Annotated in this window: 17 protein-coding genes; 11 read left to right on the top strand and 6 right to left on the bottom strand. The window is 60.6% G+C overall.

From position 1 onward, the window contains the following. The first annotated feature begins 104 nt into the window (after positions 1–104). Positions 105–752, top strand: coding sequence for a response regulator (locus RAS12_RS04185; RefSeq protein ID WP_306945425.1), 648 nt, complete (start codon positions 105–107; stop codon positions 750–752). 79 nt (positions 753–831) lie between these two features. Here the strand turns inward: RAS12_RS04185 and RAS12_RS04180 are convergent, their stop codons facing one another. The 4 genes from RAS12_RS04180 to RAS12_RS04165 all read right to left on the bottom strand — a co-directional run bounded on the left by RAS12_RS04180 (position 832) and on the right by RAS12_RS04165 (position 3,776). After that, complete coding sequence (locus RAS12_RS04180) at positions 832–1,068, bottom strand: hypothetical protein (RefSeq protein WP_306945423.1); 237 nt, start codon at positions 1,066–1,068, stop codon at positions 832–834. A gap of 89 nt (positions 1,069–1,157) precedes the next feature. Further along, positions 1,158–2,324 carry an extracellular catalytic domain type 1 short-chain-length polyhydroxyalkanoate depolymerase gene (locus RAS12_RS04175; RefSeq protein WP_306945422.1) on the bottom strand — a complete coding sequence of 389 codons (1,167 nt, stop codon included), beginning with the start codon at positions 2,322–2,324 and terminating at the stop codon, positions 1,158–1,160. Positions 2,325–2,353: 29 nt separating this feature from the next. Next, on the bottom strand, positions 2,354–2,776 hold the full coding sequence (locus RAS12_RS04170; protein WP_306945421.1) for a ribbon-helix-helix domain-containing protein: 423 nt from the start codon (positions 2,774–2,776) through the stop codon (positions 2,354–2,356). A gap of 85 nt (positions 2,777–2,861) precedes the next feature. Continuing rightward, entirely contained in the window at positions 2,862–3,776 is a 915-nt protein-coding gene (locus tag RAS12_RS04165) for a DNA/RNA non-specific endonuclease (protein WP_306945419.1), read from the bottom strand. Between the two features lie 190 nt (positions 3,777–3,966). On the opposite strand from RAS12_RS04165, the gene RAS12_RS04160 reads away from it, so the two are divergent. From RAS12_RS04160 to RAS12_RS04145, 3 genes are all read left to right on the top strand, one after another. Then, the gene (locus tag RAS12_RS04160; protein WP_306945417.1) at positions 3,967–4,290 is read left to right on the top strand and encodes a 7(1) septoil knot domain-containing protein; all 324 of its coding nucleotides are present in this window, start codon (positions 3,967–3,969) and stop codon (positions 4,288–4,290) included. Between the two features lie 732 nt (positions 4,291–5,022). Further along, the gene (locus tag RAS12_RS04150; protein ID WP_306945413.1) at positions 5,023–5,490 is read left to right on the top strand and encodes a hypothetical protein; all 468 of its coding nucleotides are present in this window, start codon (positions 5,023–5,025) and stop codon (positions 5,488–5,490) included. 10 nt (positions 5,491–5,500) lie between these two features. After that, positions 5,501–6,076: a hypothetical protein gene (locus RAS12_RS04145; RefSeq protein ID WP_306945411.1), complete on the top strand. Its 576-nt coding sequence runs from the start codon at positions 5,501–5,503 to the stop codon at positions 6,074–6,076. A gap of 151 nt (positions 6,077–6,227) precedes the next feature. On the opposite strand, the gene RAS12_RS04140 is transcribed toward RAS12_RS04145, so the two are convergent. Next, the gene (locus RAS12_RS04140; RefSeq protein ID WP_306945409.1) at positions 6,228–6,680 is read right to left on the bottom strand and encodes a hypothetical protein; all 453 of its coding nucleotides are present in this window, start codon (positions 6,678–6,680) and stop codon (positions 6,228–6,230) included. An 82-nt stretch (positions 6,681–6,762) separates the two neighbouring features. After that, positions 6,763–7,125 carry a surface-adhesin E family protein gene (locus RAS12_RS04135; RefSeq protein ID WP_306945407.1) on the bottom strand — a complete coding sequence of 121 codons (363 nt, stop codon included), beginning with the start codon at positions 7,123–7,125 and terminating at the stop codon, positions 6,763–6,765. A gap of 255 nt (positions 7,126–7,380) precedes the next feature. On the opposite strand from RAS12_RS04135, the gene RAS12_RS04130 reads away from it, so the two are divergent. The 7 genes from RAS12_RS04130 to RAS12_RS04100 all read left to right on the top strand — a co-directional run bounded on the left by RAS12_RS04130 (position 7,381) and on the right by RAS12_RS04100 (position 14,336). After that, positions 7,381–7,656, top strand: a complete 276-nt coding sequence (locus RAS12_RS04130) for a hypothetical protein (RefSeq protein WP_306945405.1) — start codon at positions 7,381–7,383, stop codon at positions 7,654–7,656. Between the two features lie 337 nt (positions 7,657–7,993). Then, complete coding sequence (locus RAS12_RS04125; RefSeq protein ID WP_306945403.1) at positions 7,994–8,971, top strand: LysR family transcriptional regulator; 978 nt, start codon at positions 7,994–7,996, stop codon at positions 8,969–8,971. Continuing rightward, positions 8,968–10,431 (top strand): flavin-containing monooxygenase, encoded by a 1,464-nt coding sequence (locus RAS12_RS04120; protein WP_306945401.1) that lies wholly within the window; start codon positions 8,968–8,970, stop codon positions 10,429–10,431. Before RAS12_RS04125 ends, RAS12_RS04120 begins: the two co-directional genes overlap by 4 nt. Continuing rightward, a complete protein-coding gene (locus tag RAS12_RS04115; RefSeq protein ID WP_306945400.1) occupies positions 10,428–11,402 on the top strand; it encodes an ABC transporter permease in 975 nt (324 codons plus the stop codon). Before RAS12_RS04120 ends, RAS12_RS04115 begins: the two co-directional genes overlap by 4 nt. After that, a complete protein-coding gene (locus tag RAS12_RS04110) occupies positions 11,399–12,316 on the top strand; it encodes an ABC transporter permease (RefSeq protein WP_306945399.1) in 918 nt (305 codons plus the stop codon). Before RAS12_RS04115 ends, RAS12_RS04110 begins: the two co-directional genes overlap by 4 nt. Further along, positions 12,313–13,323, top strand: coding sequence for an ABC transporter ATP-binding protein (locus RAS12_RS04105; RefSeq protein WP_306945397.1), 1,011 nt, complete (start codon positions 12,313–12,315; stop codon positions 13,321–13,323). The genes RAS12_RS04110 and RAS12_RS04105 overlap by 4 nt, the downstream gene beginning before the upstream one ends. Then, entirely contained in the window at positions 13,320–14,336 is a 1,017-nt protein-coding gene (locus tag RAS12_RS04100) for an ABC transporter ATP-binding protein (RefSeq protein ID WP_306945395.1), read from the top strand. The genes RAS12_RS04105 and RAS12_RS04100 overlap by 4 nt, the downstream gene beginning before the upstream one ends. Positions 14,337–14,378: the final 42 nt, after the last annotated feature.

Here is a 14,378-nt window from a genome sequence, read left to right as displayed (position 1 = left end):
AGCGCATCCTGCGCAGGGATCTTTTCTGCTGGCGCCTTGATATTTGATGGTCCCGACTTGCGGCACATCCGCCACTACCAGACCCTTTTCCCCGGAGCCTCCCAGTGACCGCCGTGCTGCTGATCGACGACCACGCGATGTTCCGCGAAGGTCTGATGCTGACCATCGCCCATTTGGCCCCCACGTTGGATATTTGCCCGGTCGCAAGCGGCAACGAGGCCATCGCCACGCTTGAGTCCAGATCGGATATCAGTTGCGTGATCATGGACTATTACCTGCCAGACATCGGCGGCAGCGCGCTGCTCAAGCGCCTGCGGCAATTGCGGCCGGGCATTCGCATACTGGTGATGTCCGCCTCTGAAGACCCGCAAGACCGCGACCGCGCCATGATGGCGGGCGCACGCGGTTTTCTGCATAAGTCGGCGAACAGCCAAAGCTTGCTGTCGGCGCTGGCGCAAATCCAACTGCCGCAATCGCTGGACGCGCACCTGCGCCCGCCTCTGCCTACACCGGCGCACGGACATCCCACGGATGAGGTCGCCTTGTTAAGCGAGCTCACCCCGCGCCAGGGCGACGTGCTGCGCCTGATGTGCGATGGCATGGCCAACCGTGAAATATCGGCACATCTGGGCGTCGCTGAGAAAACGGTCAAGACCCATATCACTGCCATCCTTGCGACGCTGGGAGTGCCCAACCGCACGCAGGCCACGTGGGTGGCGCGGCGCGGCGGCTTGTTGGGAAAACCCAAATAAGCCCCCCGATTGACGGGCGCAAAAAAACCGGCCAATGACTCTGGCCGGTTTGATCTCACATCAAGGCAGGCGCCGGAAATCAGCCGCCTGAAGGCCGGCTGTTTTGGGCTGCTTGATCTTGCTCTTCTTCCTCTTCGTCATCCGATTTAACGACTTCAAGTTTGACGGTCTGCGTGCAACCGTGGGTCGCCGCGCACTGCGCCGGTTGCTGCGAACTTTTCACGCAGTCCGCGAATGCCAAGGCGGCGTCCACGGTCGCGAAGTGATAAGAAAAGCCATCCGCAAAAGCTACCTTCCCTTCAACAGAGCAATCCATTGCGCCTCCTGGTGATTGATGGTTCATAGTATTTGACGGCATTTACGGTGTCAGCGGCCAGCTATCCGCAAGATACATGCCCGCCGCCATCAGGGCCTGCCCGCCAAGGGATGCTCGAAAAAGAATCGCAGCATCTCAGCCGTAGCGTCAGGACCTGCGCGGTCCGTGTAGGAACCTCGTTCAGTGCCGCCCGCCCAAGCGTGGCCTGCGCCATGAATCGTCCAATACTCGGCAACGACGTCACCTGCCTGATTCCGGTATACGCGCTTCGTGCTGTCGCGCTTATTGTTCAATCCGGCCACCCGCTGGCTTTCCGCCCGGGCGCTTGCACCTGCGCTGGCGGCAACCACGGTATCGGCGTTGCCAGGATGCACGGTCGCGTCGCGGTCGCCGTGAAAGACAATCGTCGGGACCGCCGAACTCCCTGGCGGGACGGTCCGATTGCCTGCGCCATTCATCGCAGAAAGCGCCGATGGCAGATCCTTCGCCACGCCAGCCGCCAGTCCCGAGTGCACACCGGCAGCGGCAAAAAGCTCCGGATACGCACGGCCGAGAATTGCCGCCATCGCACCGCCTGCTGACAGACCCGCAACATAAACACGGCGCGGATCAATGTTGTGCGAGGCCATGATTTCACGCGTCATCCCGGCCAAGATGGACGGTTCGCCACGGCCCGCTTCTTGATGATTGTGCTTGAACCAGTTCCAGCATTTTTGCGGATTGGCCTCACGCGATTGCACCGGGTACAGCACATAAAAGCCCTGCTCCCGCGCCGCGTCGTTCATCGCGGTGCCCGCGGCAAAGTCATCAGCGTCTTGTGTGCAGCCGTGCAACATCACCACCAAGGGCATGGGCTTGTCCGCCGCGCCGGGCGGCACATACAGCTTGTAGTGGCGCAGGCCTGCCGCATTGCGGAAGGAGCCCGAGGTGAAGGTGTCGCCAGACAAGGACGGCTCGCGAACCGGCGCAGTGACGTGCTCATCCGCAGAGGTACTAGCGTGTGCAGCAGATGATGAGTTCGCGCGCTCAGGAATCACCCGGGCTTCGACGTCAATGACGTCCGCACCGTCGTACGGGGATACTGCTGGTTGCGCGAAAGGACGGCTAAAAGTCTGCGTGGAAAATCCGGCATCGGATCGGCCGGCGGGTTGCACGCCGCGCAGCGCGGCTTGAATGGCGGCGGTCGCTTCGGCCAAATTGCCGGCACGGGTGAGCTGAGTGGCTTGACTCATAAGCTGCTGAAATTCAGGGTGCATGGTGTGACCTTCAAGCGGCTGGGGAGGTGTCAGCGAATGCGCTGACGCAGGGCAGTCTTGACGGCGGGGCTGGCGTGCAAAGCCCCCAAAACCGTCACGGATTCAATCGTGGCAAGCGCAAGCTCGGGCGTGACGTCGGCGGCGATCGTCGCCAGACCCAACACGCGAATCTGCAACATTTCGCCGGCAGCCTGAACCGCCAGCAAATCCTGAGCGGTGTAGTGCTGAATACCCAGCACCAGCGTCTTCCGGCTAACCGCCTGACGCACGGCATCGCCATGCGTCGCCAGCTGATTGCGGATGGCGGTTCGGATCAGGTCAGTGCGATTCGCGTAGAACCCTTCCTGGACCAGAAGATCAATTTGGCCCAGGTCGACATAACCCAGGTTGATCGTGATCTTTTCGTCGGAAGGCTTGGGAGCGGAAGCGAGTTTTGGAGGACGCGGAGGCATGAAACGAACAATAAAACCATCCAAGTGGATGGTCTATGGATGTTTCAACTTGATAGATCTGAGCCGCAAGCCCGGTCTATTTGCCTCAGTGCTGGGAAGCCGGCAGCAACTGCATCCCCGTGCGCCGCACGAACTCGGCGTAGTCGATAGGCGGCCCGGCCTTCGTGCTGGCCGCGTTGGCCTGCCAGTGCACCCAGGACCGGCCCGTCGTCGCGTCGTACACGACCTTATAGATATAGCTGGGAATAGCGACGCCAAAGCCGATTGTCTTGGGTTTTTCCGCATAAACAGGACCCGTGAACACGTAGACGTCCCCGGCCGCATGCATCACGTACTTCCTGGTGTCCTGCTCGATGCGGCTCCACGGCCCGGCGTTATGCGTCTGATCCTGCGGCACCATGTTGGCCAGCGAGAAGCTCTGCGCCATGGCTTCTTTGGTGGACATGTCGCCCGCGGGAGCCATGTGACCGCGCGAGAACCCCGAGCCCTTGTAGTCGTCCAGGTCGGACCGCTCGGCCTTGGGCAATCGCGCATCGGCGTAGAACTTGTCGGTCCGCTGCAACCCCTGCGCTTGCGACAAGGTCTTGCGATTCAGGCGTTCAGCCACAAACACGGGCGTCTTGGTCTGTCCGCTATGCAACACCGCGAACGCCGAAAAGCACAGCTCGCGCAGCCCTTGGCTGGCTGGCACGGCGGGTAATTTTCCGTCGGGAAAAAACTGCGGACAACTGACGAATGTGGTCTGGACCATCGCCCCCGTCGGCTTCGCGATGGGCGCTGTCTGCTCCTGCGACGCCGGGCGCGGCAGATAGCTCAGAATCTGGTCCAGCGAAAACTGTGGCCGCCAGTGAGGATTCAGCAAATACGTCGCAGCGCCGAAGCTGGTTATCGCGGTGATAACCAAGGCGCGCAGAGATCTGCCGATACGGTTGACGGATTTGGATTGAGTCCTGGCTGACGAACTTCTTGTTCTGGGGGCTGCTTTCTTCGCGCGCGTCATGCTACCTGTGGCTGCTGTCCGGCGCGAGGATGCAACCGGTAAGGCCAGCGATTGTAGATGAGCTGCGGTCACTACTAGCTTGACGACAAGCGGAGTAGTGGTTTCAAACCATAACCAAACGTGGATAGCCGGGCGCTGGCTGCATTAAGCTAGCCGCCACTGCTGACTCTCAACCCAAAATATCCCCGTCATGAAATGCGTCAAGCACGTCATTCTGGCCGCGCTCATTGCCGCGCCTGTTATCTCTTATGCCGATGGTCTGGACAAGTCCCATTGCACCTACAACGGCATTCCGCTACGTGGCAAAGTGCAGTTCGTTACCGCCTTTGCCGACATCAAAGTCCAAGAGGTCAACGCTTTTGCCGACCTGAACGTGCAGAAGGTGAACGCGTTCGCCGACAGCTGCGGTAAATGGGAGATCGTCACCGCCTTCCCTGACTTTACCGTTCAGCTGGTCAGTGCTTTTGGCGACTTGAAGGTTTCTTGGGTGAGCGCATTTCCGGGAGTCCGGTAATACACACGCCTCGGTCTGGAGACGCAAAGGGCTTGCTGCGGTAAACCGTTGAATAGTGGAGCCGGTGCAGCCCGGCTAGCGCACCGCACCGCTCATACTTAATTACCCGAGCTGCGGCGCAACCTGTCCGACGAAGCCTTGTTCAAGCGCTTGGCTTCCTCTTCCGCATAGGACTCCTCACCCGGCTCGTAAGATCCCTCATGGATGCAACTGCTGCGGTACCAACTGCACTCGCTGCTGCGACTGGAATCTCCACGCCCCATCATTGAACACCCGGAACCCAGTGCAATCAAAACCAGCGCAACGCCGCAGCGGCCCAACATTTGAATCGACATTTTCCCTCGCACTACAAAGACTTGGTACGTACTCTTATAGCAGACCGAGGGGCACGAAAAAGACGACCGAAGGCGAATAAAACTGAAGGTGTGTAAGAAAATACCGCGCCTGATTTCCTGGCCAAGGTTGCCACAGCGCGTCCCCATCACCAAATATGGCTGGCGCAGCTCACATCAACGAATACGAATTTTCGTACACTTGCAGCGCTTCGCCTCACGCTTTAATGGCGACGCTATGACCCTGCGGACCACGTTTCCGGCGCCCCCAACAGCGCACCGTGAAACCCCGCGCAGTCAATCAATCGCTTGATACCACATCTAAAATGCTTCCCTACAAAAAGGTGAGACCTTGAGACTATCCCTCCTTCCCAGTGTTCGGCGAGTGCTTCTTGGCGCAATGGTCGCTCTCGCGCCCGTGACGTATGTCCAGGCGCAAGGGGCCGGACTTGCGGAGCGGCGCGCGATCGCGGCTTATCAGGAAACCACGTTTCCTGCCCAACTAAAGGCAGTTCAGACCGCAGCGGGCTATGCGGTTCCCGTCGAGGTCAAGTGGGATACTCTTGCCGTGGCCGGCAAAGCTGACCGGTACAAAGAAGACGGATACGCCACCAACATCTATTTTGTCCCGCTGACCGAAGCCCTTCGTCGAATCACTGTCGACGAGATGGGCAAAAAAGCGCTGAAAGACAAACTCGCCAACATCGTGGTCTTGTACGACGAAGCGACTGCGCCCAGCTCGGCTTATGCGAACGGACTCAAATTCGAGGGCGGCACGCTCACGATCAATTTTGCGCCCGACATCAATGCCGACGACATCAAGCCCCGCGCCGAGGCAATACAGAAACTGCTAGAGAGCAAACTCTGAGATTCGTGGAATGACTGAACAGACCGCACTGAAAGAAATCCTCAAGCCTGTAGGCATTTCAGCCTTTGCGGTATTGTTCTTGGGCCTGATCTCGTCCGAGCTGTTCGCAATGGCGAAAAAAACGGAAGTACCTGTCAATCCTGCCGCGCTGACCACGGTCGCGTTGCAGGTTGATCAGGTAGAGGCCTGCCCGCGCTTCGCTCCCATCCCCCGAAATGCTCCCATAGCCGCACTGCGCTGCTTGTATTCACATGACTATCAGGGGGTGACATTCCAGCTTCAGGGCGCAGCGATGGGCGTATCGTTCACCCCGGCCGAGCGCGTGGAACTATTGGTTCACCGCGATCCGTCTGAAATTGCTGGCCGGCAACAGGGCCGATCCTTCGACGTAATGATTCCGGTAAAGGTCCACGGTGTGCGCAAAGGTGGAGAGCTGCTGGCGGACCCTGAGCCCGCCTATGAACAGGCAGTATCGCGCAAGACGCTGCACGAACGGCTGGCATGGGCTGCGCTGCTCGTGGCGCTGGGTGCTGCGGCGTTCGGATTTCGGGCGATCAGAAGGATCTGGCGGGAAGATCGTTGGTGAGGCTTATAGCCAGCGCGCCCTTGATGGCTTGATTGCCTTCTGGCGTGCCGTCCGTGAACACGAGCAGCGCCGCGGCCTGGCCGCATTCACACATGAGAATCGGGCGCAGATGTTGTACATCTGCGCCCGATTCCACATTCTGCAATGCTTTTCAGAAGGTCGATTGGGGAATGGGGATTTCTTTTGAAACCTTCTTACCCGTGAATTCACACGTTCTTGGCGTTGTCACTTTCCACTTGCTTATCACCCCGTCAGGTGCAACCAGGAAAGCCCGATTGCACGTACTGCTACTGGACTCACCCGGCGCTAAGACCTGACCGTAGACGTTCTTTTGGGCCGCTCGGGTTTTTGTAATCGTGTAGGAATAGTCATAAACCTTGCTGCCATCCTTATTGGTATATACCGAGGAAGGAGGCCCCCACGCGGCAGCCACTGCATCGATATCGCTGCCAACCCAGGATGCCATTGCATCTTCTGTTCGCTCGACTCGTTTGCCGGTAAGCGCTTCTCCAATACTGAGATAGCCTTCCCCGACATTCAGGTTGGCACACCCGGATATTGAAGCGATCAACAACAACATTCCCACAATGCGGATGTAATGCATTCCTTCCTCAGTTCAATAGGCAACAAAACCCCTAGCCCACCATCACGCGAAAAGCATGCGCACAGGTGTTTTCATATATTTATCAAGGACATATCAACTTGACCATCCCCGGATCTGCCGGCTCGAACGACTCATCCAACGGAGTGCTTCCAAAAAGCCGTCCCTGCGCATCAGACTTTTCGTAATCAGATACCTTTACCCTGCGGTCTTTTTTGGTTTTGCAATTAATTTCGTACACCGTGACGGTGGAAACGATGCCAGAGCGATCCTTGTAATTTATTAGCAGATCCGCCTGCCTCGTGTTTTTGGCTTTGGTATCTTGAATAGAATTCTTATCCAAAAACATCGTGCCCATTTCATTGTCCATAAGCTTCTGCCAATTTGGCGCAGCATGAGCCATTGAAGACACCAAAATCCCAAAAACAACGACGGCAATTTTCTTCATACAACATCCATTTATTGTGAAGCTATTCTCAATGCATGCCGGATCGCGGCCAGCGTCCTAGCTAGAAGGTCGATTCGGGAATAGGAGTATCTTTCGGCCCAATCGCGCCCAGACCGCTTCCCGAGCGAAAGACTAGCGTGCAAATGATGCGTAGTTATATAGGGACTGTCTGAAGGCCGGCGCTTTAAATACATCCGCTATGTATGTGGAACCACATGTCTAGCGGCAATACGGCGACGCAGACCTGGAGCATTTATGAGTATTGGCAAAGAACGAGCGATTTTCCTGGCCAGAGAATTTGCCGAGACCGGTTTTCGCAAAAAGAAAACGCAACTGCGGCTTGGCGCGGCAAACGCGCACCTGGAAACCGGGGGATTTGGCCACGAACGCCTTGGACTCGGAATTTCCTATTGGTCCGTACTATTCCAGCTGCTCAACGCTGATTCGAGCATCGCAACGATGGACCCCGATCACGTAATAGTGTTGGTCGATGCACAATCCGAGACCACCGTGTGGTTTCCACTCATGTAGGTCCAACTGCCGCGTCCAAGCCCGATGACGCCATCGCCCAAAGGCCAGAAACTCCTGCACGCAACAGCAGGATGCCCTTTTGCCGTGGACTCCCTTCGCCATTGAACCCAACCCCACCCCCTACGCCAGACGCCACCCTGCGCGTCGAAAGGGCCTGCCTTCCGCTGGCCCCACAGCAAGTGGAGGTTCAGCGGGTAATCCCTAAGTCATTGAAATAACGCGAAGTTATGAAAAATGATGGAAAACCCAATATTAGGGAATTTACTTATGCCTTTTAATTATTTGCAGCGCGCATACTTGGCGAGCAAGAATTCGTCCTGAGCATAAAGCAAGACAGATGGAACTTCGTCAACTCGAGGCCTTCGCGGCCGTCATGTCCACAGGTAGCGTTACCGCTGCCGGGCGTCTGCTCGGGCGTTCGCAGCCGGCCATCAGCCGCCTGTTGCAAGAGCTGGAAGCCGAAATCGGCTATGCCTTGTTTGCGCGCAGCGGACCGCGGGTCACGCCGACCGAGCAGGGTTTCCTGCTGTATGACGACGTAGAACGCGCCTTGGCCAGCCTGCAACAGATACGCGGCCGGGCCGAAGAGATTGCTCGCGGGCAAGCCAAGCCCTTGCTGCTGGCAGCCACGTCTGCCCTGGCCGCCGGGTTGCTGCCCGATGCGCTCAAACGTATCGAATCCCAAACCACCGGCACCCGCATCCAGGTGCGTAGCGCCTCGCCCGAGCGTGTTGTGCACGCCGTGCTGACCGGCGCCGCGCAATTGGGCGCAACCAGCCTGCCGCTGGAGCATCGCGGTTTGACGGTGCATTGGATCGGGCAAGCGCCCTGTGTGGTTGCGTTGCCAGAAGATGATCCCGTCGCCGCGCACGATGTGGTGCCCGTGTCCGCCCTGGCCGGACGCCGCTTGATCACCATGGCCAATCCTTACCGCCTGCGCCGCCGCCTGGACGCCGCGCTGGCGCACACCGGCAATGCGCCCGGCACCATTGAAACCAATTCGTCCGTCAACGCCCTGGCCGCCGTGCGCGCTGGACTTGGCGTGTCGGTGCTGGAACCGATCACCGCCTACGGCGTTCCGATGCCGGGCGTGGCGATACGGCCCATCGACCTGGACATCCCCTTTTTCTTTGGGGTCATCACCCCGCAATCGCAACCCATGACGCCCGCCTGCCAGGCCATGGCGGACGCGCTGGCCGATGCCGCCGCCGCCCTGCTCCCCGGCTTTGTGCAGCATGACGCTTGCGAGCATTCGGCGCTGTTGCAGTCGATCTACGGTGATGACGCCCCTGTTATGGAAACCCCCGCACTATGAATCTGCCCGTTGCCACCCCGCCGCAAGGCCTAGCCGCGCTGGAAGCGCGCCTGCGGCAAGACCTGTCCTGGCTGGAAATCCCTGCCAAGAACTGGGTCGCGCCCCGGTTTGTGGACGGCCAGCAAGTGCTGGACGTGGCCATCATCGGCGGCGGCATGGCCGGTTTGGCCGCTGCGGCATCGCTGACGCACTTGGGCATTACCGCGCCCATCTTCGATCAGTCGCCCGAAGGGTATGAAGGCCCCTGGGCCACCACTGCGCGCATGGAAACGCTGCGCAGTCCCAAGCAATTGACGGGCCCTGCCCTGGGCTTGCCCGCGCTGACGTTCCGCGCCTGGTTTGAAGCGCAGTTTGGCCTGGACGCGTGGGAAGCGCTGGACAAGATCCCGCGCCTGCAATGGATGGATTACCTGCGCTGGTACCGCCGCGTGCTGAACCTGGACGTGCGCAACGAACATCGCGTGCTGGCCGTACTGCCGCGCGCCGACAATCTGGTGCAGCTGGACATCGAGTCCTCTGCCGGCCGCAGCACCGTGCTGGCTCGCCGCGTCGTGCTGGCTACCGGCCGCGACGGTTTGGGCGGCGCCTATGTGCCTGATTTTGCTAAGAAGTTGCCGCGCGACCGCTGGGCGCATTCGTCCGACGTGATGGACTACGCCACGCTGGCTGGCAAGCGCGTCGGCGTTGTCGGCGCGGGCGCATCCGCCATGGACAGCGCAGGCACCGCCTTGGAAGCGGGCGCTGCGAGCGTTGACCTGCTGATCCGCCGCAATGACATTCCTCGCGTGAACAAGGGCAAAGGCGCGGGCAACCCGGGCCTGACCCACGGCCACCTGACGCTGCCCGACGATTGGAAGTGGAAGATCCGCCACTACATCAACGCCGCCCAAGTGCCGCCCCCGCGCGGCAGCACCTTGCGCGTATCCCGCTTTGAAAACGCCCGCTTCAATATGGGCTGTGGCGTGCTGGACCTGGCGCTGGTCGGCAACGACATCCATGTCACCACGCCCAAAGGCGTGTTCGTGCTGGATTTCATGATCTTCTCCACGGGTTTCCGCATCGACTGGACCGTGCGCCCGGAGTTTGCCGCGCTGGCGCCACACGTGCGCAATTGGGGCGACCGCTACACCCCGCCCGCTGGCGACGAAGACCAGGAGCTGCATGATTCGCCCGACCTGGGCGCCGTCTTTGAATTGCAGGAAAAACTGCCGGGCGCGTGCCCCGGCCTTGACCGCGTGCACTGCTTCTCGTACCCCGCCGCGCTGACGCAAGGCACGATCTCGGGCGACATTCCGGCCATCAGCGATGGCGCCAAGCGCCTGGCGCAAGGCATTGCCGGCCTGTTCTACCGCGAAGACGTCGAGACGTACTACGCCAATATGGAAGCGTTCTCTGAGCCCGAAGTGTTCGGCGACGAATGGACGCCCGCCCCGGCGCCGCAGGCGGAGACCACGCAATGACCGGTTGGTTGCTACGCCGCATTGCGCAAGCCGCGGTAGTCGTATTTTTGATGACGCTGATCGTCTTCGTGGGTTTGCACGCCATTGGCAACCCGGTAGACATTCTGATCGGCCAAGACGTAGACCAGGTGGACCGCGCCCGCATCATCGCGGAGCTGGGTCTGGACAAGCCCTTGTGGCAGCAGTACCTGGGCTTTTTGAACGGCGCGCTGCACGGCAACCTGGGCAATAGCTTTGTCTACAACATTCCCGCCATCGAACTGGTGATTCAGCGGCTGCCCGCCACGCTGGAACTGGCGTTTTCCGCCCTGTTCCTGGCCGTGCTGATCGGTCTGCCGCTGGGTCTGGTGGCTGGCCTGTACCCGGACAGCCGCTTTTCCAAGATGATCATGGCTGGCAGCATCGTCGGCTTCTCGCTGCCCACCTTCTGGGTGGCGCTGATGCTGATCATGACCTTCAGCGTGTCGCTCGGCTGGCTGCCCGCCAGCGGCCGCGGACAGACGGTGGAGTTCCTGGGCTTTCAATGGTCTTGGTTGACGACCGATGGCCTGCGCCACCTGATCCTGCCTGCGCTGAATCTGTCGCTCTTCAAGATCTCTTTGGTGATCCGCCTGACCCGCGCCGGTGTGCGCGACGTGATTCCGCTGGACTTCGTGAAGTTCGCGCGCGCCAAGGGTTTGTCGCCTTTTCGCGTGGTCTGTGTGCACGTCTTTCGCAACACCATGATCCCGCTGGTGACGGTGCTGGGCCTGGAACTGGGCTCGACCATCGCGTTTGCCGTCATCACGGAAAGCATCTTTTCGTGGCCCGGCGCTGGCAAGCTGATTCTGGACAGCCTGAACGCGCTGGACCGCCCGGTGATCGTCGCCTACCTGATCGTGGTGGTGTGCCTGTTCGTGACGCTGAACCTGATCGTGGACATTCTTTATAAAGTGCTGGACCCCCGGGTACGGCTGGAGGGCTCGGCATGAGCACCGCTGCAACCCCCGAGAAGATTCCCGCCCTGCGCCGCGAATCCCCCTGGCGCCGCAACTTGACCGAATTCCTGTCGTCCAAGACGGCGGTGTTCGGGCTGGTCATCGCCACGCTGCTGATCCTGGCCGCGATCTTCGCGCCGTGGATCTCGCCGCAGAATCCGTATGACCTGCTGCAAATCGACGTGCTGGATTCGCGCATGACGCCGGGTTCCATGAACGGCTTGGGCACCTTCCACTATTGGCTGGGCACCGACGGCCAAGGCCGCGATCTGCTGTCGGGCATCTTGTACGGCCTGCGCATCAGCCTGATGGTGGGCGTGGGTTCTGCCGTTATCGCTGGCATCATCGGCACCTTGCTGGGCCTGCTGGCCGCCTACGCGGGCGGCAAGGTCGATGCCTTCATCATGCGTCTGGTCGACTTGATCCTGTCGTTCCCGTCGATCCTGGTGGCCATGATGATCCTGGCCTATCTGGGCAAGGGCGTGGGTAACGTGGTGCTGACGCTGGTGATTCTGGAATGGGCCTACTACGCCCGCACCGCGCGCGGCCAGGCCCTGGTCGAACGCCGCCGTGAATACGTTGAAGCCGCCCGCTGCCTGGACATTCCCAATTGGCGGATCATGTTGAAGCACATTCTGCCCAACTGCCTGCCGCCGTTGATTGTGATTGGCACCTTGCAGATCGCGCGCGCCATTACCTTGGAAGCCACCTTGAGCTTCCTGGGCCTGGGCGTGCCGGTGACCGAACCGTCGCTGGGCCTGCTGATTTCCAACGGCTTCCAATACATGCTGTCCGGCGAATACTGGATCAGCTTCTACCCCGGCATCGCGCTGCTGATCACCATTGTGGCCATCAATCTGGTGGGCGACCGCCTGCGCGACGTACTGAACCCGAGGACCCACAAATGACCGACCGCTCCGCATCCGCCAGCGCGCCGGCCACGCTTGAAGTGCGCAACCTGCGCACGCACTTCCACACCCGCGCGGGCGTGCTGCCTGCCGTGGACGACGTGTCCTTTACCTTGGAACGCGGCAAGATCCTGGGCCTGGTCGGTGAATCCGGCTCGGGCAAATCCGTCACCGGCTTTTCCATCATGGGTCTGGTCGACGCGCCGGGCCGCGTCGTGGGCGGCGAAGTGCTGTTCCAGGGCCGCGACCTGACCAAGCTGTCGCCGCGAGAAATGCGCCGCCTGCAAGGCAACCGCATCGCCATGATCTTCCAAGATCCGATGATGACGCTGAACCCCGTCTTGCGGGTGGACGTGCAAATGATCGAAACCGTGCGCGCGCATAACAAGATGAGCAAGGCGCAGGCCCGCGAGCTGTCGCGCGACACGCTGGGCATGATGGGCATACCCAGCCCTGAAGAGCGCCTGCTGGCGTATCCGCATCAGTTGTCTGGCGGCATGCGTCAACGCGTGGCCATTGCCATTGCGATGCTGCACCGCCCCGACCTGATCATTGCCGATGAACCGACGACCGCGCTGGACGTCACCATTCAGGCGCAGATCTTGTCCGAAGTGCAAAAGCTGGCGCAGCAGCACGGCACCAGCCTGATCTGGATCACGCACGATCTGTCGGTCGTGGCTGGTCTGGCGGACGACGTGGCTGTCATGTACGCCGGCCGCATCGTCGAACACGGCAAAGTGGACGACGTGCTGGACCGCCCGCAGCATCCGTACACGGTGGGTCTGATCGACAGCCTGCCCAGCAACAACCAGCGCGGGCAGCGCCTGCGCCAGATTCCGGGCATGACGCCCAACCTGCTGCACCTGCCCGCAGGCTGCGCGTTTTCCGCGCGCTGCTCGCGCGCCACCGCCGCCTGTGGTCAGCAACCCGGCATTACGCAAGCCTTGCCCGAACATAAAGTGCGCTGCTTCCATCCCACGATCCAAACCAGCGAGGTGATGGCATGACTCTATCAGCCGCCCCCACCCCGCTGATTGACCTTGCTCAAGTCAGCAAGCGTTTTGGCGAACGCAAAGTTGGCGCCGCCGGCCGCGCCATGCAACGCATGGGCTTGTCCAAACCGCCCGCCATCACACGCGCCGTAGACGGCGTGGACCTGATCGTGAACCCCGGCGAAGTGGTCGGCCTGGTCGGTGAATCCGGCTGCGGCAAATCCACGCTGGGCCGCATCGCGGCGGGCCTGTTGACGCCGTCGGGCGGAGAAGTCCGCATCAACGGCGTGCGCCCGGCCGACATGAACTCAGCCGCAGCCCACGCTGCCCGTCTGACCGTGCAGATGATCTTCCAGGACCCCTACGCCAGTCTCAACCCGCGTCTGCGCGTGGACGAGATCGTCGGCGAAGCGGCCCGCATCCATGGCCTGGTCGACAACGCCGGTTTTGACGACTACGTCAGCGCCCAGCTGGAACGCGCGGGCCTGGACCCCGCGCTGCGCCAACGCTATCCGCACCAGTTCAGCGGCGGCCAGCGCCAGCGCATCGGCATTGCCCGCGCGCTGGCCGTGCAGCCATCCATGCTGGTTTGCGACGAAGCCGTTGCCGCGCTGGACGTATCGATCCAAGCGCAGATCCTGAACCTGTTCATGGACCTGCGCGAAGAGCTGAACCTGACGTATCTGTTCATCAGCCATGACCTGGGCGTGGTGGAGCATTTGTCCGACCGCGTCGTCATCATGTACCTGGGCCGCGTAGTGGAAACGGCCACGGTGGAAGAAGTTTTCCAGCACCCGAACCATCCCTACACCCAAGCCCTGCTGGCTGAGATCCCTACCCTGAAGTCGCGCCACAAGATCTTTACCGCGATCAAGGGCGAGATCCCCAGCCCGTTGAACCCGCCGGGCGGCTGCCATTTTCATCCGCGATGTCCGCATGCGATGCCGCGTTGCAAAACCGAGGTTCCCACATTGAAGGGAATCGCCATCAACCATTTGAGCGCCTGTCATTTAAACGACATGGCCTGAACCCTACCGGCCGCGGCACTGTTGCCGCGGCGCTGGATTACA

It is taken from the genome of Achromobacter seleniivolatilans (assembly GCF_030864005.1).
Classification (GTDB): Bacteria; Pseudomonadota; Gammaproteobacteria; order Burkholderiales; family Burkholderiaceae_B; genus Achromobacter; species Achromobacter seleniivolatilans.
Note: the sequence above shows the minus strand (reverse complement) of the source record. Positions and strands in the feature narration are given on the sequence as shown.

Coding starts and splice junctions, on each gene's coding strand:
- RAS12_RS04180 (WP_306945423.1), bottom strand. CDS start 1,068: ATGGATTGCTCTGTTGAAGGGAAGGTAGCTTTTGCGGATGGCTTTTCT.
- RAS12_RS04175 (WP_306945422.1), bottom strand. CDS start 2,324: ATGCACCCTGAATTTCAGCAGCTTATGAGTCAAGCCACTCAGCTCACC.
- RAS12_RS04170 (WP_306945421.1), bottom strand. CDS start 2,776: ATGCCTCCGCGTCCTCCAAAACTCGCTTCCGCTCCCAAGCCTTCCGAC.
- RAS12_RS04165 (WP_306945419.1), bottom strand. CDS start 3,776: ATGACGCGCGCGAAGAAAGCAGCCCCCAGAACAAGAAGTTCGTCAGCC.
- RAS12_RS04160 (WP_306945417.1), top strand. CDS start 3,967: ATGAAATGCGTCAAGCACGTCATTCTGGCCGCGCTCATTGCCGCGCCT.
- RAS12_RS04150 (WP_306945413.1), top strand. CDS start 5,023: ATGGTCGCTCTCGCGCCCGTGACGTATGTCCAGGCGCAAGGGGCCGGA.
- RAS12_RS04145 (WP_306945411.1), top strand. CDS start 5,501: ATGACTGAACAGACCGCACTGAAAGAAATCCTCAAGCCTGTAGGCATT.
- RAS12_RS04140 (WP_306945409.1), bottom strand. CDS start 6,680: ATGCATTACATCCGCATTGTGGGAATGTTGTTGTTGATCGCTTCAATA.
- RAS12_RS04135 (WP_306945407.1), bottom strand. CDS start 7,125: ATGAAGAAAATTGCCGTCGTTGTTTTTGGGATTTTGGTGTCTTCAATG.
- RAS12_RS04130 (WP_306945405.1), top strand. CDS start 7,381: ATGAGTATTGGCAAAGAACGAGCGATTTTCCTGGCCAGAGAATTTGCC.
- RAS12_RS04125 (WP_306945403.1), top strand. CDS start 7,994: ATGGAACTTCGTCAACTCGAGGCCTTCGCGGCCGTCATGTCCACAGGT.
- RAS12_RS04120 (WP_306945401.1), top strand. CDS start 8,968: ATGAATCTGCCCGTTGCCACCCCGCCGCAAGGCCTAGCCGCGCTGGAA.
- RAS12_RS04115 (WP_306945400.1), top strand. CDS start 10,428: ATGACCGGTTGGTTGCTACGCCGCATTGCGCAAGCCGCGGTAGTCGTA.
- RAS12_RS04110 (WP_306945399.1), top strand. CDS start 11,399: ATGAGCACCGCTGCAACCCCCGAGAAGATTCCCGCCCTGCGCCGCGAA.
- RAS12_RS04105 (WP_306945397.1), top strand. CDS start 12,313: ATGACCGACCGCTCCGCATCCGCCAGCGCGCCGGCCACGCTTGAAGTG.
- RAS12_RS04100 (WP_306945395.1), top strand. CDS start 13,320: ATGACTCTATCAGCCGCCCCCACCCCGCTGATTGACCTTGCTCAAGTC.